Source organism: Nocardioides ultimimeridianus (assembly GCF_054777895.1).
The window spans coordinates 17,308-36,126 of sequence record NZ_BAAHAB010000023.1 but is presented as its reverse complement, the minus strand read 5'-3'; the positions used below and the strand labels follow the sequence as shown (position 1 = coordinate 36,126).

Below are 18,819 nucleotides of genomic sequence, written 5' to 3'. Positions count from 1 at the left end.
CATGAGCACGAACGCGTTCCCCCCTGCCCAGGGCAGTGTCGCCCTCGCCGTCGTCCCCGGTGACGGGATCGGCCCCGAGGTCACCGCCGAGGCTCTGAAGGTGCTCGAGGCCGCTGCGCCGGAGGGCGTGAAGTTCGAGCAGACCCACTACGCGCTCGGCGCCGAGAACTACCTGGCCACCGGCGAGGTGCTGCCCGCATCGGTGCTCGAGGAGATCCGCGGCGCCGACGCGATCATGCTCGGCGCGGTCGGCGGGAAGCCGAACGACCCGAACCTGCCCCCGGGCATCCTCGAGCGCGGCCTGCTGCTCAAGCTCCGCTTCGAGCTCGACCACTACGTGAACCTGCGTCCGTCCAAGCTCTACCCGGGCTCGGTCTCGCCGCTGTCCGACGCCGTGCTGGGCCGCGGCGAGCTGGACTTCGTCGTCGTCCGCGAGGGCACCGAGGGCCTGTACGTCGGCAACGGCGGCTCGATGCGCACCGGCACCAAGGCCGAGGTCGCCACCGAGGTGTCGATCAACACCGCGTACGGCGTGGAGCGGGTCGTCCGCGACGCCTTCCACCGCGCCCAGAGGCGCCGCAAGAAGCTCACCCTCGTGCACAAGACCAACGTGCTGGTGAACGCGGGCTCGCTGTGGTGGCGGATCACCCAGGAGGTCGCCGCGGAGTTCCCCGACGTCACGGTCGACTACCTGCACATCGACGCCGTCATGATCTTCATGGCGACCGACCCGCAGCGCTTCGACGTGATCGTCACCGACAACATCTTCGGCGACATCATCACCGACCTCGCCGCCGCGATCACCGGCGGCATCGGCCTGGCCGCGTCGGGCAACGTGAACCCCGACCGCACCGCGCCGTCGATGTTCGAGCCGGTCCACGGCTCGGCCCCCGACATCGCCGGTCAGCTCATCGCCGACCCGATCGCCGCCATCCTCTCCGGCGCCCTGCTGCTGGACCACCTCGGCCACCCCGAGGCGGCGGCCCGCGTCGAGACCGCCGTACTGGCCGAGCTCGAGGCGCGCACCCCCGGCCAGGCGATCCACACGCCGGCCGTCGGTGACTCCGTCGCCGCCCGAGTAGCCGGCTGACCGCACCTTCGAGGTGCGGAGAAGCCCGGCTGCCACCCCCACACTCGAAGGATTAGATTGATGACCATGCAGATCACCACCACGCTTTCTGCGAACCCGACCGATGACGCGCGGCTGGCAGAGATCCTGTCCAACCCCGGGTTCGGCACGCACTTCACCGACCACATGCTGACCGTCGAGTGGACCCCGGCCGAGGGCTGGCACGACGCCCGCATCACGCCGTACGGCCCGATCACCCTCGACCCCGCGGCTGCCGTCCTGCACTACGCGCAGGAGATCTTCGAGGGCATGAAGGCCTACCGCCACGCCGACGGCTCGATCTGGGCGTTCCGGCCCGAGGCCAACGCGCAGCGCATGGTCCGCTCCAGCCACCGGCTCGCGCTGCCCGTCCTCGAGGTCGAGGACTTCGTGCAGGGCGTGTCCGCGCTGGTCGAGGTCGACGCGCGCTGGGTGCCGGACAACGAGGGCGAGAAGAGCCTGTACCTGCGGCCCTTCATGTTCGCGAGCGAGAAGTTCCTGGGCGTGCGCCCCGCCGAGCACGTCACCTTCATGGTGATCGCCTCGCCCGCCGGCGCCTACTTCAAGGGCGGCATCAAGCCGGTCACGCTGTGGCTCTCCGAGGACTACACCCGCGCCGGCCGCGGCGGCATGGGCGCGGCCAAGACCGGCGGCAACTACGCCTCGTCGCTCGTCGCGCAGCAGGAGGCCTACGGCCAGGGCTGCGACCAGGTGGTCTTCCTCGACGCCCAGGAGGGGAAGTACGTCGAGGAGCTCGGCGGCATGAACATGTACTTCGTGTACGACGACGGCTCGGTCGTCACGCCCGAGACCGGCACCATCCTCGAGGGCATCACCCGTGCCTCGATCATCGAGCTGCTCGGCAAGATGGGCCACCACGTGACCGAGCGGAAGTTCGACATCGCCGAGTGGCGCGACGGCGTCGCCAGCGGCCGGATCACCGAGATCTTCGCCTGCGGCACCGCCGCCGTCATCACGCCCGTCGGTGCGCTGAAGACGGCCCACGGCGACACCGCGGCCCCTGCGTCGCAGGAGCTCACCATGAAGATCCGTCAGGCGCTGGTCGACGTGCAGTTCGGTCGCGCCGACGACACCTTCGGCTGGATGCGCCGGATCGTCTGAGCTCAGCCTTCGACGGGGCGGAATAGCTGGTAGGCCCGCCGCGCGGTGGCGCGGTCGGAGGCGATCTCCGGGGCGGCGTACACGACGTTGTGCTGGAACGCCCGGTCGGGTGATTGGATGTCGCGCAGGATCGGCACCAGGCCGAGCTCGGCGAAGAAGCGGGCGACGTCGACGTCGATCCACTGGCCGTCCCAGACGGTCTCGCTCTCGACCTCGATGTAGACCAGCGACGTGCGGGCGAGGACCTCGCGACCCGACTCCAGGACGGGACCGTTCGCGCCCTCGACGTCGATCCACGCGACCACCCGGTCGTCCGGCCCGACGGTCACGAGGTCGTCGAGGCGCGCCGCGGGGACGGTGACGTGCTCGGAGCGCTCCAGGGTGCGGTGGGTGCCGAGGCTGGCGCTGGTGCCGTCGAGCGGGCGGTCCTGGTCCTGGACCCGCAGCGGGATGGTCAGGTCGATCTCGCCGGCGCGGTCCGCCACGGCCGTGTGGACGTAGTCGACGCCGGCGGCGGCCAGCTCGGCGGCGTACTTGGCGTGCACGTGGGGGTTGGCCTCGAAAGCGACGACGCGAGCGCTCGGCGTCTGCTCCTTGACGGTGCGGCTGAAGGTCGCCTCGTGGGCGCCGGCCTCGAACGCGATCGTCGGCTCGAGGTCGCGGCACATGCGCAGGAACATCGACTGCATCCGCCGGCGCAGCACGATCGCGGGCACGGAGTCGCGGTGGCTGCGCACCAGCGTGCTGTTCGAGAACAGCCGGTAGGCGGCGTCGACGCTCATCGACGGGGCAGGCGTGGGCGTGGGCGTCATGGCGGCCACCCTACGGCGCCGCTGCGCCGATCCCGGGCGGCGCCCGGGTAGCCTCGCTCCGTGACGATCCAGCCCGGTGGCGGCGCGCCCGAACGCGTGGGCGACTACACGCTGCTCACCCGGCTGGGCGAGGGCGGCATGGGCATCGTCCACCTCGCCCGCGGCCGCGACGGGCACCGGGTCGCCCTCAAGGTGCTGCGCCCGCAGGTCGTGGGGGACAGGGAGGCCCGCAGCCGGCTCGCGCGCGAGGTCGCGTCCCTGGAGCGGGTGCGCAGCCCGTGGATCGCGGAGGTCCTCGACGCCGATCCCTGGGCGGAGGTGCCGTACGTCGTGACCCGCTACGTGCCGGGTCTGTCGCTGTACGACCACGTCGCCGAGGAAGGCCCGATCGCCGGCCGCGACCTGGACTGGCTGGCGGGCTGCCTGGCCGAGGGCGTGGCGGCCGTGCACCGCGCGGGCGTCCTGCACCGCGACATCAAGCCGTCCAACGTGCTGATGGAGGGTCGCACGCCGATCCTCATCGACTTCGGGCTGGCCCGGGTCGCGGAGGACCCCCGGCTCACCCAGACCGGCTACCTGCTCGGCACGCCGGGCTACCTCGCGCCGGAGATCCTGTACGGCGACGACGCGACCCCGGCCGCCGACGTGCACGCCTGGGCGGCGACGGTGGCGTTCGCCGCGACCGGGCGGGCGCCGTACGGCCGCGGGCCGGCGATGGCGATCCTCGACCGGGCCCGCCGTGGGCAGCACGACCTCAGCGGCGTCCCCTCGCCGCTGCACGCGGTCCTCGACGCGGCCCTCGCGCCCGACCCGCTCGACCGTCCGCTGCTCGACGAGCTGCTGGCCTGGCTGCGCCCCCTCAGCACCGACCCCGAGGCGCCGCGGGTGTCCCCGCCGGGCCGTGGCGTGCTCGGCCCGGAGACCCGGCCGCTGGTGAACCCGGGGAGCCCGGTCGCGTCCGTCACGCCGATCACCCGGTCCGCGCAGCCCGCCCCGCCGACCCTGAACGCCCCGCTCGCCTCGCTCCCGACCGCCCCGCGTGAGGGCGGGACGGCCGTGCTGCCCGAGGAGGCCGCGGCGCCCACCGCGGCGCCCGCGGCAGTCACCCGGATGGAGCAGGAGTGGGACCAGCAGCACGGCCTGCTCGATCCCGTCGCCGAGCCGGTCCCCTTCGGCGAGAAGGTACGCCGGGCGACCGTCGTGGGCTGCGGTGCGCTGGCCGCCGGTGGCGCCGTCGCGGCCGCGCCCTGGCTGGCGCTGGCAGCGCTGACGGTCCTGGTGTGGGTCCTGCGCTCCGGCTCGCTAGCCGCGTCGGCGGTCGCGGACCGGCGTACCGTCCGCGGGCCGAAGTGGTACGACGGACCGCGGCTCGTCGCGACCGGCCCCTGGCACGTCGGCCGGGCCGTGCCCGGGGCCTTCGTCCTGATGCTCTGGGCCGTCCTCGTCGGGGCCGCCGTCGGGCTGGTGGGCTTCGCGCTCGGCGACCTGCCGACCTCGCTGTTCGCGGCTGGTGCCGCGGGCGCGCTGGCGCTGTGGACCGGCCCCGGCGGCGACCGCTTCCGCGGGCCGCTCGGGCGCCTGGTGAACCCCGCTGCGCGGCGGGCCGTCTCGTGGCTGATCGTGTGCACGGTCCTCGCGGGCATCGCCGCGCTGCTCGCGCTCCTGGCCGGGTCCTCGGGCATCGACTGGGCCCCCGCCAGCGGCGCGCCCTTCTAGCCAGGCTCTAGGCAGGCTCGGGTTCGGCGTACCGGATCCGGAGCGCGACCACCGCGGTGGCGACCGTCAGGGCAGCGGCCACGACGGCGATCCGGCGCGGGCCGTGGTCGTGGTGGCGCCACGACAGCACGCCGCCCGCGGAGAGCACCGAGCCCGAGGACCGCACCGAGCCGAACGAGCCGAGCGACAGGTGCGAGGCTGCCGAGCCGACCGATGCGACGGACGCGAACGACCCGATCGACCCGAACGAGGCCGCCGAGCCGATCGAGAGCACCGAGTGCGAGGAGCCGATCGACAGCACCGAGTCGAAGGACCCGATGCTGAGCAGCGAGTTGGTCGAGTCGATCGACCAGCGGGAGGTCATGGCGCGATCGTGACACGGCACGCGACGTGCGTCACGCCTCTGTCAGAATGGGCCGGACATGAACGACAAGCCCGCCCTCGACCTGCACGGCGCCTTCCACGTCTACGACACCACGCTGCGCGACGGCATGCAGCAGGAGGGCCTCAACCCCACGGTCGCGGACAAGCTCGCGATCGCGCGGCACCTCGACGGCCTCGGGGTGGGGTTCATCGAGGGCGGCTGGCCGGGCGCGAACCCCAAGGACACCGAGTTCTTCCGGCGCGCCGCCACCGAGCTGGACCTGCAGCATGCGCGCCTCGCCGCGTTCGGCGCCACCCGCAAGGCCGGCACCGCCGCTGCGGACGACCCCCAGGTCGCGGCCCTGCGCGACAGCCGGGCCGGCGTGGTCACGCTGGTCGCGAAGTCGCACGCCGGGCACGTCGAGAAGGCGCTGCGCACCACGCTCGCCGAGAACCTCGCCATGGTCCGCGACACCGTCGCCCACCTGCGCGCCGAGGGGCAGCAGGTGTTCCTCGACGCGGAGCACTTCTTCGACGGCTACCGGCTGGACCGGTCCTACGCGCTCGAGGTCCTGCGCACGGCGTACGACGCCGGCGCCGACGTCGTCGCGCTGTGCGACACCAACGGCGGCATGCTCCCGGACTGGGTCTCCGACGTGGTGCGCGACGTCATCGACACCACCGGCGTACGCGTCGGCATCCACTGCCACAACGACACCGGCTGCGCGGTCGCGAACACCCTCGCCGCGGTCGCCGCCGGCGCGAGCCACGTGCAGGGCTGCATCAACGGGTACGGCGAGCGCACCGGCAACGCCGACCTCGTCAACGTGGTCGCGAACCTGGAGCTCAAGCTCGACCGGCAGGTGCTGCCGCCCGGGCTGCTGACCGAGGCGACCCGGATCGCGCACGCGGTCGCGGAGGTCACCAACGTGCCGCCGGCGTCGCGCCAGCCCTACGTGGGCACCAGCGCCTTCGCGCACAAGGCGGGCCTGCACGCCTCGGCGATCAAGGTCGATCCCGACCTCTACCAGCACATGGACCCGGCCGGCGTCGGCAACGACATGCGGCTGCTGGTCTCGGAGATGGCCGGCCGCGCGAGCATCGAGCTCAAGGGCAAGGAGCTCGGCTTCGACCTGTCCGGCGACCCCGAGCTGGTCTCGCGGGTCACCAAGCGGGTCAAGGAGCTGGAGTCCGGCGGCTACACCTTCGAGGCGGCCGACGCATCCTTCGAGCTGCTGCTCGCCGAGGAGGTGACCGGCACGCGGCCGTCGTACTTCGACGTCGAGAGCTGGCGGGTCATCACCGAGACCGTGACGAACCCGCGGCCCGAGGACGAGGCTGTCTCCGAGGCGACCGTCAAGCTGCGCGCCGAGGGCGTCCGCTACGTCGTGACCGGCGAGGGCAACGGGCCGGTGAACGCGCTGGACCAGGCGCTGCGCACGGCGATCGTGCAGGCCTTCCCCGACGTCGCGCGGTTCGAGCTGATCGACTTCAAGGTGCGCATCCTGGACCAGGGCCACGGCACGGACGCGATCACGCGCGTGCTCATCGACCACACCGACGGCGAGTCGACCTGGGTCACCGTGGGCGTCGGCGCGAACGTGATCGAGGCCTCCTGGGAGGCGCTCGTGGACGGCATCACCTACGGCTTGCGGCGCCACACCGCGTGATGGTGCGACTGCCCTTCGAGCCGGCGTACCCGGTGCTGACCGAGCGCCTGCTGCTGCGCCCGGTCGAGGTCCCGACCGACCTCGAGCCGATGCTGGCCTACCGCTCGCGTGAGGACGTCTGCCGCTACATCCCGCCGGTGCCGGCGACGCTCGAGTCGATCACCGCGTCCTTCGCCGATCCCGAGCGCCGGCGCAGCACCCTGACCGACCAGGGGCAGCACCTGCAGTTGGTCGTCGTACGCCGCGACACCGGCGAGCTGGTCGGCGACGTGATCGTGTTCCTGCACTCCCTGGAGCACCAGTCCGGCGAGATCGGCTACGTCTTCCACCCCGACCACCACGGCCACGGCTTCGCCACCGAGGCGGCCGCAGCGCTGCTGGCCCTGTGCTTCGACGGCCTCGACCTGCACCGCGTCGGCGCGCGGATCGACGAGCGCAACCCGGCCTCGGCCGCGGTGCTGCGCAGGATCGGGATGCGCCAGGAGGCCGTGCTGGTCGAGAACGAGTGGTTCAAGGGCGAGTGGACCACCGAGGTCGACTTCGCGATCCTGCAGCGCGAGTGGCGGGCGGCGGCGCGGTAGCGGGCGGTAGCGTCGTCGCGTGAGCGAGCTGCACGACCTGACCGCCCTCGAGCAGGGCGCGCTGATCCGATCGGGCGAGCTGAGCCCGGTCGAGCTGACCGAGCACTACCTGGCGCGGGCCGAGTCGCTGCCGAGCGAGCTGGTCGACGGGGCGTTCGCGTTCCGCGACCCCGACGCGGCACGGCAGCGGGCGCGCGAGATCGCCGCGGTGGGGCCGGTCGGGGAGGCGTTCCCGCTGGCCGGCGTACCGTCCGCGATCAAGGACCTGAACCTGACCCGTGGCGTGCCGACGGCGTTCGGCTCGCCGGTCTTCGCCGGCCACGTCCCGCAGGTCTCCGACGCGATCGCGCTGTCCATGGAGGACGCGGGGCTGATCAGCCTCGGCAAGACCTCGACCCCGGAATTCGGCTCGCCCTGCTACACCGAGCCCGAGGGACGGCCCCCGGCCGTGACTCCCTGGGACCTCACCCGGATGGCGGGCGGTTCGTCGGGAGGCGCGGCATCGGCCGTGGCGGCGGGGCTGGTCCCGGTCGCCCACGGCTCCGACGGCGGCGGCTCGATCCGGATCCCCGCGTCCTGCTGCGGGCTGGTGGGCCTCAAGCCGAGTCGGGGCCGCATCTCCGGCTTCCCCATGTACGGCGACCCGATCGGCCTGTCCACCTCCGGCTCCATCGCCCGGACCGTCGCCGACGCCGCCGCGCTGCTGGACGTGCTCGCGGGCCGCCGCGCGGGCGACCCGTCGTGGGCACCGGAGCCGGACGACACCTTCCTGGCGGCCTGCTCACGACCGCCCGGCCGGCTGCGGATCGCCCGGATCAAGGACCCGATCATCGCCGAGACCCAGGTCCACCCCGAGGTCAGCCGGGCGCTCGACGACGCGACGGACCTGCTGACCGCGCTGGGCCACTCGGTGGAGCCGTTCCAGTCTCCGCTCCCGCCCGAGGCGGTGCCGGTGTTCGAGGTCTGCTGGGCGGTGCTGACGGCGCTGTCGACGGTCAACCTGAGCGAGCAGCAGCGCGGGATGATCCGGCCGCTGACCCGCTGGCTGGGGGAGCGCGGCGAGGCGCTCTCCGGCCCGCAGTTCGGGCTGGCGATCGGCCAGCTGCGGCGGTACGCCGCCGACGCGCTGGTCGCGCTGGCGCCGTACGACGCCGTGCTGACCCCGACCCTCGCCCAGCCGCCGCTCCCGGTCGGCGCGATCCGCGACGACGAGGACCCGGCCGCGGACTTCGAGGCCCAGAAGCGCTTCACGCCGTGGACCTCGGCGTGGAACGTCACCGGGATGCCCGCGCTCTCGCTGCCGCTGCACCAGACCCCCGACGGCCTGCCGGTCGGCATCATGCTCGCCGGCCGTCCCGCCGAGGAGGAGCTGCTGCTCTCGCTCGCCGCGCAGATCGAGGCTGCCGTGCCGTGGAAGGACCGCCACCCACCCCTCTGGTAGCGCGAGTTCAGACTGATGGTCGACCGAATCGATGGTTTCGGTTGACCACAAGTCTGAACTCGCGGGCTACGGAGTCATCCAGCGCGGCGCGGCCAGCTGGAACCCCAGCCGGTCGCGGCTCCCGGCACCCGCCGGGATCACGCCGATGACCGGCACCCCGGTGACGCGTGGGAGCTCGTCGCGATTGGTCTCCTCGGCCAGCCCGGGCTCGGTGGGCCACGAGCCGATGATCAGGCCGCTCGGCTCGATCTCCCGGCCGCGTAGGGCCTGCACCGTCAGCTCGGTGTGGTTGAGGGTGCCCAGTCCGGCGCGGGTCACCACGACCACCTCGACCGTCGCCTCGGGCATCGAGTCGCGCAGCGCCACGGTCATGTCGAGCAGCGTGCCGCCGTCCTCGTCGAGTCGCACCAGCAGGCCGCCGGCACCCTCCACGACGACGGTGTCGTAGTCGTTGGCGAGCCGGCGCAGGTACGCCGCGTGCACGGTCACCGGCGGGATCCGCACGCCCTGCCGCCGCGCGGCCACGTCGGGCGCCAGCGGGTCGTCGAGCCGGGTGAGCTCCTGCACCGGTACGCCGGTGAGCGCGCGCACCTTCGCCGCGTCGGCGCCCTCGTTCGTGTCGGCCGGTACGCCGGTCTGCACCGGCTTCACCACCACGACCGACCCCTCGGTGGTCGCGGCGATCGCGGCGGTGGCGATGGTCTTGCCGACGTCGGTGTCGGTTCCGGTGACGACGATGACCCGGGTCACGAGTGCTCCTTCACGATGTGGATCAGCTGGTCGACGGCGCGCTCCCAGTCCTCGTCCGGTACGCCGGCGGACGCGGTCACCCGCAGCCGGGAGATGCCGTCGGGGACCGACGGCGGGCGGAAGCACCCGACCCGCAGGCCGGCCTCGAGCGCCGCGGCCTGGGCGGCGACGGCGGCCTGCGGCGACGACATCGGGATGGACAGCACCGCACCGTCGGGCGCGACGACACCGAGCGCGTCGGCGAGCCCGCGCACGCGGGTCAGCACCCGCTGCCCCAGCGCCGGGTCGTCGCGCATGATCCGCAGCGCCGCGAGCGCTCCGGCGGTCGGGGCGGGGGCGAGGCCGGTGTCGAAGATGAACGGCCGGGCCGTGTTGACCAGGTGCTCGCGCAGCGCGGAGGAGCCGAGCACCGCGCCGCCCTGGGCGCCCATCGACTTGGACAGGGTGGCGCTCACGACGACGTGCGGCAGGTCGGCCAGCCCGAGCCGGGTGACCAGCCCGGGGCCGTGCACGCCCACGCCGTGGGCTTCGTCGACCACCAGCAGCGCACCCGCTGCCTCGCAGATCGTGGACAGCTCGGCCAGCGGAGCGGCGTCGCCGAGCACCGAGTAGATCGACTCGACCACGACGAGCACACGCTCCTCGGTGGCGGCACCGACGGCGTCCCGGACGGCGTCCACGTCGTTGTGCGACACCACCGTCACCGCCGCACGCGACAGCCGGATCGCGTCGATCAGCGAGGCGTGCACGTGCGCGTCCGACACGACGCGCACGGAGCGATCCGCCAGTGCGGTGATGACGCCGAGGTTGGCGTGGTAGCCGGTCGAGAAGACCAGGGCGGCCTCGTGGCCGAGCCAGCCGGCCAGCTCCTCCTCGAGCGACGCGTGCAGGTCGAGGGTGCCGGTGACCAGGCGTGAGGCACCGGCCCCGGCGCCGTACCGCTGCGCGGCCGAGGCCGCGGCCGACCGCACCCGTGGGTCGGCGGACAGCCCGAGGTAGTCGTTGCCCGCGAGGTCGATGGTGGCGTCCTCCGCGGCCCGTGGCCGCAGTCGCCGCGTCAGGCCCGCGTCGTCGCGCGCGGCCGCTCGATCCGCGAGCCACCCCTCCCAGGCGCTCATCCGGCAGCCACCGCCGCCGTGATGCCCTCGACGAGGGTGTCCAGCTCGTCGTCGGAGGCGACGTACGGCGGCATCGCGTAGACCAGGTCGCGGAACGGCCGCAGCCACACGCCGGCCGCGAGGGCGGCCTCGGTCGCCGCGGGGTTGTCGACGGGATGGTCGAGCTGCACCACCCCCACCGCACCGAGGGTGCGTACGTCGGCCACGCCCGGCGCCGCGCGCAGCGGCTCGAGCCCCGCGGTCAGCCGCGCGTGGATCCGGTCGACGTCGGCCTTCCAGTGGCGGGCCAGCAGCAGGTCGATCGAGGCGCTCGCCACGGCGCAGGCGAGCGGGTTGCCCATGAACGTCGGGCCGTGCATGACCACACCGGACTCGGACGCGGCGATGCCGCGCGCGACGCGGTCGGTGGTGAGCACCGCCGCCAGCGTGAGGTAGCCGCCGGTCAGCGCCTTGCCCACGCACAGCACGTCCGGCGTCACGAGCTCGGAGACGAACAGGTGACCGGTCCGCCCGAAGCCGGTCGCGATCTCGTCGAAGACCAGCAGCAGGTCGTGCTCGTCGGCGACCTCACGGAAGACCTGCAGGCACTCCGCGCGGTAGGGGTGCATCCCGCCGGCACCCTGCAGCAGCGGCTCGACGACGATGCCGGCGAGCTCGTGGGCGTGCTCGGCGGCGGTATGCCGGAACGCGGCCTCCCACTCGTCGTACCTGACCAACGCGTTGGTCTCTGCGCCCGAGCCCAACGCGTTCGTCAGGTACGACGGAGCGGCCGGCGGCTGGGGCGCGAACACCTGCCCCGGCAGCACCCCGGCCCACATCGCGTGCATGCCGCCGTCGGGGTCGGTGACGCTCATCGGGTGGAAGGTGTCGCCGTGGTAGCCACCGCGGACCGTGAGCATTCGGGTCCGTTCCGGGCGACCCTGACCACGCTGCCACTGCAGCACCATCTTCAGCGCCACCTCGACCGAGACCGATCCGGAGTCGGCGAGGAAGACGCGCTCCAGCGGCTCCGGGGTGATCGCGACCAGGCGCCGGCCCAGCTCGACGGCCGGTGCATGGGTCAGACCGCCGAACATGACGTGGCTGAAGTCGGCCGCCTGGGCGGCGATGGCGGCGTCCAGCTCGGGCACGCCGTACCCGTGGATCGCGGCCCACCACGACGACATGCCGTCGACCACCCAGCGGCCGTCGACCCGGAGCCGGGCGCCGCGCGCTCCGGTGACCGCCCGCACCGGGGCGGGCTCGGTCATCGACGTGTAGGGGTGCCAGAGGTGCTCGCGGTCGAAGGCGAGGCTCTCCTCGGACAGCTCAGGCGTTGGCGGCAACTTCGGTCCCAGCGCCGCGACGACGGATCGCCGGCTTCTCCTCGACCGCGGACGCCTGCGAGCCGCAGGAGCCACCGCAGCCGTCGCCGCACCCGCCCGAGCCGCACGCCGAGGCCGCGTGGGCCCGGTGCGTCACGCCCGCGCGGTGCGCGGCGATCAGCTCGTCGAACGCGGTCTCGTCCATGCCCAGGATGAGGAAGCCGTTGTCGCGGAGCATCTCGAGGTCGGACAGGGCGTCCTGGCCCTCGGAGGTCAGGTAGTCGCCGAGGAAGATCGAGTTGGCCACCTGGAGGGCGAGGGCCTGCAGCGAGCGCAGGTGCATCTCGCGGCCGCCGGCGATCCGGATCTCCTTGTCGGGGCACACGAAGCGCGCCATCGCGAGGATCTTCACGCAGCGGGTGGGGGAGAGCTCCCAGGTGTTCTCGTACGGCGTGCCGTCGAACGGCATCAGGAAGTTCACCGGGATCGAGTCGCTGTCCAGCGCCTTGAGCGCGAAGAGCGCCTCGGCGAGCTGCTCGTCGGTCTCGCCCAGGCCGGCGATCAGGCCGGAGCAGGGGGAGAGGCCCGCGGCCTTCGCGCGGCCGATGGTGTCCACGCGGTCGTCGTAGGTGTGGGTCTGGACGATGTTGTCGTGGTTGGACTCGGCGGTGTTGATGTTGTGGTTGTAGGCATCCACGCCGGCCGCCTTGAGCCGCTCGGCCTGGCCGTCCTTGAGCAGGCCGAGGCAGGCGCAGACCTCGACGCCGTCGTACTCGTCCTTGAGCGCCTCGGTCATCTCCACGACCTTGTCGATGTCGCGGTCCGAGGGACCGCGGCCCGAGGAGACCATGCAGACGCGGGTGGCGCCGCCGGAGAGGCCGGCGCCGGCCTGCTTGAGGGTCTCCTCCTTGGAGAGCCAGGAGTACTTCAGGATCGGGGCCTGGGAGCCGAGCGCCTGGCTGCAGTAGTTGCAGTTCTCCGGGCACAGCCCGGACTTCAGGTTGACCAGGTAGTTCACCTTGACGGTGTTGCCGAAGTGCTCGCGGCGCAGCCGGCCGGCCGCGGCGACGATCGACATCAGCTCGGAGTCGGGTGCCTGCAGGACGGCGACGGCGTCGGCCTCGGTCGCGGCACCGCCGGCGAGGATCTTGTCGGCGAGCTGGTCGAACACGGTCATCGTCATCTCCTGAGCGGCTACCTGGACCCAAACTGAACACTGTTCAGGTGGCAGGGTAAGGCAGGGTGCGGGTTACTCGCCAGTCAGGTTGCTGGCAGGTTCGTCGTACGACGCTGCTGGCATGCCACAGATATCCGCTGCCGTGAAGGACGCCGCCACGACCACTGGCGGCACGATGCTCAACAAGGTCCCCGAGGTCACGATCTGGTTCTGGCTGATCAAGATCCTCTGCACCACCGTCGGGGAGAGCTTCGCCGACTACATCAACGAGACCCTCGGCTTCGGTCTCGCGAACACCATGCTGCTGTTCACCGCGATCTTCGTCGCGGTGCTGACCTGGCAGATGAGGACCCGGCGCTACACGCCCTTCCCGTACTGGCTGACCGTGGTGGTGGTCAGCGTCGCGGGCACGCTCTACACCGACATGGGCACCGACCAGATCGGCATCCCGCTGTGGATCAGCTCCACCGTCTTCGCCGCGCTGCTGGCCGTCGTGTTCGGCGCGTGGTGGCTGCGCGAGCGCACCCTGTCGATCCACAGCATCAACACGACCTCGCGGGAGTCCTGGTACTGGCTGACCGTCCTGGTCACCTTCGCCCTCGGTACGGCGACCGGCGACTGGACCCTCGAGCTCACCAACTGGCTCCCCGTGCAGTCGATCTTCCTGCCGCTCGGCCTCATCGTCTCGATCGCCGCGCTGTGGAAGTGGGGCGCCAACCCGGTGCTGTCCTTCTGGCTGGCCTACATCCTCACCCGCCCGCTGGGCGCCAACATCGGCGACGCCCTCGCCTCGCCGAAGGTCGCGCCCGCGGGCCAGCCGGTCGGCCTGGGCCTGGGCACGCTGTGGACCAGCCTGATCTTCCTCGGCGCGATCCTGGGCACCGTCGTCTACCTGACGATCAGCCGGACCGACGTCTCCGAGGTGTACGACGCCACCCACGACCCGGCCGTCACCACCAACCCGCGCAAGGAGCGGATCGCGGGACTCGGCCTCGTCGTCGTCGCGATCATCGCCGGCGGGGTCATGTACTGGGGCCACCAGCAGCCGCACGCGACCTGTGACCCGACGGGTGCCAGCGAGACGATGCCCGCCTGCCCGAAGCCCGCGTTCAACGGCAGCCAGACCCAGGCGGCCGTGGCGAAGTACCAGGGCCTCGCCCGGAAGGCGATCGCCCAGGATAAGGCCGGGAACGCCACCGCGGCCCACGCGACGGTCCAGACGATGCGGGACGACTGGGACGCCGACTCCACGTCGCTGACCGCGGTCAACCCCAAGACCTGGCACCTGCTCGACGACCAGATGGACGCTGTCCTGCAGACCTTCGCCATCGACCACGGCAAGATCCAGCCGGCCGCGCCGGCGGTGCAGGAGAAGCAGCTCGGCGTGCTGCTGAAGGACCTGCAGAGCCACAAGTTCTGATCGTCAGGTCCTGATCGTCAGGCCCGCGGGAGCCGCACCACGAACGTGGCCCCGCGGGCCTGTCCGTCCCCGGTGAACAGGACGTCGCCGCCCGCACCCCTGGCGATCCGTCGGGCGAGGGCCAGGCCGAGCCCGGACCGCCCGGGCACCGCCCCGGGCCGGAACAGGATCGCGGGGTCGGCGACGCCGGGGCCGTCGTCGGTCACGACGAGATCGACGCTCTCGCGGGTCAGCTCCGCATCGATCGCGACGCTGCCCGCGAGGCGGATGGCGTTGTCGAGGACCGGTGCCAGGGCCCGGAGCGCGACGTCCGACGGTACGTCGAGCACGGCCCCGCCGTCGTACCGGACCTCGACGGCGGGGTGCAGCCGCACGGCCTCGGCGAGGAGATCGACGACCGGACAGGTCCCCCTCGCCGCCCGCTCGTCGGGGCCCCTGCGGGCGAGGTCGAGCAGGACCGTGATGGTCGCCGCCATCCCACGGGTCGCCCGGCCGATCTCCTCGAGGTCGGCGCGCAGGTCCGGGTCCAGGTCGGTGCGCATGGCGATCAGGTCGGCGGTGCCCTGGATGGCGGTGAGCGGGGTGCGCAGCTCGTGGGCGAGCTCGGCGGTCAGCCGGTGCTCGGTCCGGATCGCGTGGCCCACCTTGTCCAGCAGCCCGTCGAGGGTGTGCGCGAGCGCACGGATCTCGTCGGTGGGCGGGCCCAGGTCGAAGCGGCGCTCGAGGTCGTGCTCGCTCCACTCCTCGGCGGTCCTGGCCATGTCGGCGACCGGCGACAGCGCGCGGTGGCTGATCCACGAGGCCACCGCGACCGTGAGCAGCACGATCAGCACGCCCGAGGCGACGGACACCTCGAGGGCCTGCGCCTCCTGGTGCTCGTACGGCGCCAGCGGCTCGACGACGACCACGGTCCCGCGGGCACCGCTGCGCGTGGTGAACGGCTCGCCGTGGAGGGCGTAGGCGTCGGTGGTCCGGTTCGTCTCGCCGCCGACCCGCGCGAGCGCGAGGAACTCGGCCCGCAGCGAGGGTGGCTCGGAGCCCGCGACGGCATGCCCGGTCGCGTCGTACACGACGACGCCGGGGTCGACGCCCCGGCTCGGGACGGTCAGTCGCGTCGCCGGCGTGGCGGCGTCGATGAGGGCGATGACCGCGTCCGAGCGGTCCTCGATCACCCGCTCGACGGTGCGGTTCGTGGTGGTCGCGAGGATCAGCTGGGCGACCAGCCCGAGCGCCGCGGCGACGGCGGCTGCGCCCACCCCCGCCAGCAGGATCAGGCGGCGACGGAAGCCGCCGAGGTCGGTCAGTGCCCGCGAGCCGACGATCCTCATCGGGCGTCGGTGCGCTCGGTCAGGCGGAACCCCACGCCGCGGACCGTCTCGATCCCGACCGGTGCGTCGATGGCGCCGAGCTTGGTGCGGATGCGACGGATGAAGGAGTCGATGGTGTTCTCGCTGACGAGCGCCCCGTCGGGCCAGCCGGCCGCGACGACGCTGCGGCGGCGTACCACGGCGCCGGGCTGCGACGTGATCGCGGCGAGCATCCGGAACTCGGTCGGGGTCAGCAGCACCTCGCCGCCGGTCGCCGTCGCGGCGTGCGTGACCGGGTCGAGGGTGAGCCCGCGCGGCGTCGGCGCCGGTACGTCGCGCCCGCGGCGGGCCAGTGCCGCGATCCGGACCAGCACCTCCTTGATCTCGAAAGGCTTCACCACGTAGTCGTCGGCGCCGGCGGCGAATCCCGCGAGCAGGTCGTGGGTGTCGCCGAGCGCGGTGAGGAAGAGGGCCGGCGCGTGCTGGCCGTTGGCCCTCAGCGCCTGGAGCACGTCGCGTCCGTCGGCGTCGGGGAGGCCGACGTCCATGACGAGGACGTCGAGGTTGTGGGACGCCGCGAGCAGCGTGAGGGCCTCGGCCCCGTTGTGTGCCGGTACGACGCTGTGGCCGGCGCCCTCCAGAGCCCGCGTCAGCACGCGCCGGATCGCGGGGTCGTCCTCGCACACGCCGATCCTCAGCATGTGGCTACGGTTGCACCGCCGACGTGAGGAGGGGATGAAAGTGCGCTACCGCCGTGCCGACGTGATCGATCGCGCCATCGTGGTGCTCGACGAGCACGGTCTGGCCGAGCTGTCGATGCGCCGGCTGGCCGGCGAGCTCGGCGTGCAGGCCAGTGCGCTGTACCACCACGTCGCCAACAAGGACGCCCTGCTCGCGGCGGTGGCCGACGAGATCCTGGTGCGCGGGCGGCAGGCCTCCGAGATCGTGACCTGGGAGTCCGAGCTGCGGCTGGTGTGCGTGGAGCTGCGGGCCGCCATGCTCGCGCACCGCGACGGCGCCGCGCTCATCTCGCAGGTGTACGCCGGCGGCGGCGCCGTGCTGCCCGAGCAGCGGATGACGGCGGCGCTGGTGCGCGCAGGCGCCTCGGCGGAGCTGGCCCGGGTGGGAGCGCGGACGCTGGTCCACTTCGTGCTCGGGCACGTCGGCGAGGAGCAGGCGCGCGGGGCGGCGGATGCTGGGCACCCGGACGACTTTGCGGTAGGACTGGGGCTCATCCTGGACGGACTCACCCAGCGGGTGCGCTGAGCCGACGGTTCACGCGGCAGGCTTGTCCTCGAAACCTACGGGAGGCAGTGTGGACGACATGGCCGACAAGCAGATGAAGCCGGTGACGATCGTGCTGTTCGGCGCGACCGGCGATCTCGCCCGCCGCAAGCTGCTCCCGGGGTTGATCCACCTCTACGAGACCGGCCTGATGCCGGAGCTCCGGATCGTCGGTACGTCGCTCGACGACCACACCACCGAGTCCTTCGTCGAGCTGGTGAAGGAGGCCGTCACGGAGTTCTCCGGCGACGACGGCGACATGAACGCGTGGCCGGAGTTCTCCAAGCTGCTGCACTGGGCGCCGGGCGCCGAGGGTGCGGCGGGCCTGCGCGCGGCGGTGGACAAGGTCGAGGCCGAGTGGTCCGGCGACGTGATCCGGATCGTCTACCTGAGCGTGCCGCCGAAGGCTGCGCTGCCGGTGCTGCACACCCTCGAGGAGGCCGACCTCGTCAAGGGCAGCCGGATCATCATGGAGAAGCCGTTCGGCGTCGACCTGGAGAGCGCACGCAAGCTCAACGCCGAGCTGCACAAGGTCGTCGACGAGGAGCAGATCTACCGGATCGACCACTTCCTGGGGAAGGAGGCGGCGCAGAACATCCTGGCGTTCCGGTTCGCGAACGGTCTGTTCGAGCCGATCTGGCACCGCAACAACATCGACCACGTGCAGATCGACGTACCGGAGGAGCTGGGGCTAGACCAGCGCGCCGCGTTCTACGAGTCGACGGGCGCCTTCAAGGACATGGTGGTCACGCACCTGTTCCAGGTGCTGGCGTTCACCGCGATGGAGCCGCCCACCTCGCTGTCGCCGCAGGCGATCAACGACGAGAAGGACAAGGTCTTCCGCTCGATGGTGCCGCTGGATCCGGCGAACGTGGTCCGCGGGCAGTACCTCGGCTACCGCGACATCGAGGGCGTGGCCAAGGAGTCGGGCACCGAGACCTTCGTGGCCCTCAAGTGCTTCATCGACAACTGGCGCTGGGCCGGCGTGCCGTTCTACCTGCGCACCGGCAAGCGCCTCGCCGAGGGCGCGCGGATCATCTCGATCGCCTTCAAGGAGCCGCCGCGGTCGATGTTCCCGAGGAACTCCGGCGTCGGCGACCACGGCCCCGACCACCTGACCTTCGACCTGGCCGACTCGGCCAAGATGTCGCTGTCGTTCTACGGCAAGCGCCCCGGGCCGGGCATGAAGCTGGACAAGCTCTCGATGCAGTTCGCGATGCAGGACACCGGCTGGGCCGGTTCGGTGCTCGAGGCCTACGAGCGCCTCATCTACGACGCGGCCCGCGGGGACAAGACCCTGTTCACCTCCGCGGAGGGCATCGAGCGGCTCTGGGAGGTCTCCGCGCCCCTGCTGGAGAACCCGCCCATCGTCCGCTCCTACCGTCAGGGCAGCTGGGGTCCCAACCAGATCCACCAGCTCATCGCGCCGTACGCCTGGCGGCTGCCGTTCGAGCGGGCCTGGCGGGATCCGAACCACTCGGGCTTCTGAGGGCTGCCCTTCTTCGGGGCTGGTCTTGGCGGCCGCACCTTAGCTCGTCGTCACCCGCCGTCAAGGACGCTTTCGGCGCCGCTGCGCGGTGCCTGCGGCCTCCTTGACTGCGGGCCCCGGACGACGAGCTGGACGGCGCGGAGTCGGCACGGGCTTC

17 protein-coding genes are annotated in these 18,819 nt (G+C 72.4%); 9 read left to right on the top strand and 8 right to left on the bottom strand.

All coding sequences use genetic code 11. The features are described from left to right. Position 1 precedes the first annotated feature (1 nt). Both ACYU8V_RS20790 and ACYU8V_RS20785 read left to right on the top strand, forming a co-directional pair. A complete protein-coding gene (locus ACYU8V_RS20790) occupies positions 2 to 1,090 on the top strand; it encodes a 3-isopropylmalate dehydrogenase (RefSeq protein WP_460850141.1) in 1,089 nt (362 codons plus the stop codon). A gap of 66 nt (positions 1,091 to 1,156) precedes the next feature. Then, the gene (locus ACYU8V_RS20785) at positions 1,157 to 2,230 is read left to right on the top strand and encodes a branched-chain amino acid aminotransferase (protein ID WP_460850294.1); all 1,074 of its coding nucleotides are present in this window, start codon (positions 1,157 to 1,159) and stop codon (positions 2,228 to 2,230) included. A 2-nt stretch (positions 2,231 to 2,232) separates the two neighbouring features. On the opposite strand, the gene ACYU8V_RS20780 is transcribed toward ACYU8V_RS20785, so the two are convergent. Then, positions 2,233 to 3,042 carry an FkbM family methyltransferase gene (locus ACYU8V_RS20780; protein ID WP_460850140.1) on the bottom strand — a complete coding sequence of 270 codons (810 nt, stop codon included), beginning with the start codon at positions 3,040 to 3,042 and terminating at the stop codon, positions 2,233 to 2,235. A gap of 60 nt (positions 3,043 to 3,102) precedes the next feature. Here ACYU8V_RS20780 and ACYU8V_RS20775 point away from each other — a divergent pair, with 60 nt between their 5' ends. Beyond that, the gene (locus tag ACYU8V_RS20775) at positions 3,103 to 4,758 is read left to right on the top strand and encodes a serine/threonine-protein kinase (protein WP_460850139.1); all 1,656 of its coding nucleotides are present in this window, start codon (positions 3,103 to 3,105) and stop codon (positions 4,756 to 4,758) included. A 7-nt stretch (positions 4,759 to 4,765) separates the two neighbouring features. Here the strand turns inward: ACYU8V_RS20775 and ACYU8V_RS20770 are convergent, their stop codons facing one another. Next, positions 4,766 to 5,122, bottom strand: a complete 357-nt coding sequence (locus ACYU8V_RS20770) for a hypothetical protein (protein WP_460850137.1) — start codon at positions 5,120 to 5,122, stop codon at positions 4,766 to 4,768. Between the two features lie 58 nt (positions 5,123 to 5,180). Between ACYU8V_RS20770 and cimA the strand changes: the two genes are divergently transcribed. Genes cimA through ACYU8V_RS20755 form a run of 3 tightly spaced genes read left to right on the top strand, consistent with a single transcriptional unit; the run spans position 5,181 to position 8,813 of the window. Further along, positions 5,181 to 6,791: a citramalate synthase gene (cimA, locus tag ACYU8V_RS20765; RefSeq protein ID WP_460850135.1), complete on the top strand. Its 1,611-nt coding sequence runs from the start codon at positions 5,181 to 5,183 to the stop codon at positions 6,789 to 6,791. A gap of 2 nt (positions 6,792 to 6,793) precedes the next feature. Beyond that, positions 6,794 to 7,372, top strand: coding sequence for a GNAT family N-acetyltransferase (locus ACYU8V_RS20760; protein WP_460850132.1), 579 nt, complete (start codon positions 6,794 to 6,796; stop codon positions 7,370 to 7,372). Positions 7,373 to 7,391: 19 nt separating this feature from the next. Next, positions 7,392 to 8,813 (top strand): amidase, encoded by a 1,422-nt coding sequence (locus ACYU8V_RS20755; RefSeq protein WP_460850130.1) that lies wholly within the window; start codon positions 7,392 to 7,394, stop codon positions 8,811 to 8,813. Positions 8,814 to 8,879: 66 nt separating this feature from the next. On the opposite strand, the gene bioD is transcribed toward ACYU8V_RS20755, so the two are convergent. The 4 genes from bioD to bioB are packed head-to-tail and all read right to left on the bottom strand — an operon-like array spanning position 8,880 to position 13,162. After that, positions 8,880 to 9,563 (bottom strand): dethiobiotin synthase, encoded by a 684-nt coding sequence (gene bioD / locus ACYU8V_RS20750; protein ID WP_460850127.1) that lies wholly within the window; start codon positions 9,561 to 9,563, stop codon positions 8,880 to 8,882. Beyond that, complete coding sequence (locus ACYU8V_RS20745; RefSeq protein WP_460850125.1) at positions 9,560 to 10,681, bottom strand: 8-amino-7-oxononanoate synthase; 1,122 nt, start codon at positions 10,679 to 10,681, stop codon at positions 9,560 to 9,562. The genes bioD and ACYU8V_RS20745 overlap by 4 nt, the downstream gene beginning before the upstream one ends. Beyond that, positions 10,678 to 12,006, bottom strand: a complete 1,329-nt coding sequence (gene bioA, locus ACYU8V_RS20740; RefSeq protein ID WP_460850123.1) for an adenosylmethionine--8-amino-7-oxononanoate transaminase — start codon at positions 12,004 to 12,006, stop codon at positions 10,678 to 10,680. The genes ACYU8V_RS20745 and bioA overlap by 4 nt, the downstream gene beginning before the upstream one ends. Further along, positions 11,990 to 13,162: a biotin synthase BioB gene (gene bioB / locus ACYU8V_RS20735; protein ID WP_460850122.1), complete on the bottom strand. Its 1,173-nt coding sequence runs from the start codon at positions 13,160 to 13,162 to the stop codon at positions 11,990 to 11,992. Before bioB ends, bioA begins: the two co-directional genes overlap by 17 nt. Before the next feature lie 121 nt (positions 13,163 to 13,283). Here bioB and ACYU8V_RS20730 point away from each other — a divergent pair, with 121 nt between their 5' ends. Further along, a complete protein-coding gene (locus ACYU8V_RS20730) occupies positions 13,284 to 14,582 on the top strand; it encodes a COG4705 family protein (RefSeq protein ID WP_460850119.1) in 1,299 nt (432 codons plus the stop codon). Positions 14,583 to 14,599: 17 nt separating this feature from the next. Here ACYU8V_RS20730 and ACYU8V_RS20725 read toward each other — a convergent pair whose 3' ends face one another. Together ACYU8V_RS20725 and ACYU8V_RS20720 are read right to left on the bottom strand one after the other, a co-directional pair. Continuing rightward, entirely contained in the window at positions 14,600 to 15,910 is a 1,311-nt protein-coding gene (locus ACYU8V_RS20725; protein WP_460850117.1) for a sensor histidine kinase, read from the bottom strand. After that, complete coding sequence (locus tag ACYU8V_RS20720; protein WP_460850116.1) at positions 15,907 to 16,590, bottom strand: response regulator transcription factor; 684 nt, start codon at positions 16,588 to 16,590, stop codon at positions 15,907 to 15,909. Before ACYU8V_RS20720 ends, ACYU8V_RS20725 begins: the two co-directional genes overlap by 4 nt. Positions 16,591 to 16,624: 34 nt before the next feature. On the opposite strand from ACYU8V_RS20720, the gene ACYU8V_RS20715 reads away from it, so the two are divergent. After that, the gene (locus ACYU8V_RS20715; RefSeq protein WP_460850114.1) at positions 16,625 to 17,155 is read left to right on the top strand and encodes a TetR family transcriptional regulator; all 531 of its coding nucleotides are present in this window, start codon (positions 16,625 to 16,627) and stop codon (positions 17,153 to 17,155) included. Positions 17,156 to 17,213: 58 nt separating this feature from the next. After that, the gene (zwf, locus tag ACYU8V_RS20710; protein ID WP_460850112.1) at positions 17,214 to 18,662 is read left to right on the top strand and encodes a glucose-6-phosphate dehydrogenase; all 1,449 of its coding nucleotides are present in this window, start codon (positions 17,214 to 17,216) and stop codon (positions 18,660 to 18,662) included. Positions 18,663 to 18,819 lie beyond the last annotated feature (157 nt).

Bases quoted from the DNA above. Each gene is read 5' to 3' on its own strand.
- ACYU8V_RS20725 (WP_460850117.1), bottom strand. From the start codon at position 15,910: ATGAGGATCGTCGGCTCGCGGGCACTGACCGACCTCGGCGGCTTCCGT.
- ACYU8V_RS20785 (WP_460850294.1), top strand. From the start codon at position 1,157: ATGCAGATCACCACCACGCTTTCTGCGAACCCGACCGATGACGCGCGG.
- ACYU8V_RS20720 (WP_460850116.1), bottom strand. From the start codon at position 16,590: ATGCTGAGGATCGGCGTGTGCGAGGACGACCCCGCGATCCGGCGCGTG.
- ACYU8V_RS20790 (WP_460850141.1), top strand. From the start codon at position 2: ATGAGCACGAACGCGTTCCCCCCTGCCCAGGGCAGTGTCGCCCTCGCC.
- bioB (WP_460850122.1), bottom strand. From the start codon at position 13,162: ATGACCGTGTTCGACCAGCTCGCCGACAAGATCCTCGCCGGCGGTGCC.
- cimA (WP_460850135.1), top strand. From the start codon at position 5,181: ATGAACGACAAGCCCGCCCTCGACCTGCACGGCGCCTTCCACGTCTAC.
- ACYU8V_RS20770 (WP_460850137.1), bottom strand. From the start codon at position 5,122: ATGACCTCCCGCTGGTCGATCGACTCGACCAACTCGCTGCTCAGCATC.
- ACYU8V_RS20715 (WP_460850114.1), top strand. From the start codon at position 16,625: ATGAAAGTGCGCTACCGCCGTGCCGACGTGATCGATCGCGCCATCGTG.
- ACYU8V_RS20730 (WP_460850119.1), top strand. From the start codon at position 13,284: ATGCCACAGATATCCGCTGCCGTGAAGGACGCCGCCACGACCACTGGC.
- ACYU8V_RS20780 (WP_460850140.1), bottom strand. From the start codon at position 3,042: ATGACGCCCACGCCCACGCCTGCCCCGTCGATGAGCGTCGACGCCGCC.
- zwf (WP_460850112.1), top strand. From the start codon at position 17,214: ATGGCCGACAAGCAGATGAAGCCGGTGACGATCGTGCTGTTCGGCGCG.
- ACYU8V_RS20745 (WP_460850125.1), bottom strand. From the start codon at position 10,681: ATGAGCGCCTGGGAGGGGTGGCTCGCGGATCGAGCGGCCGCGCGCGAC.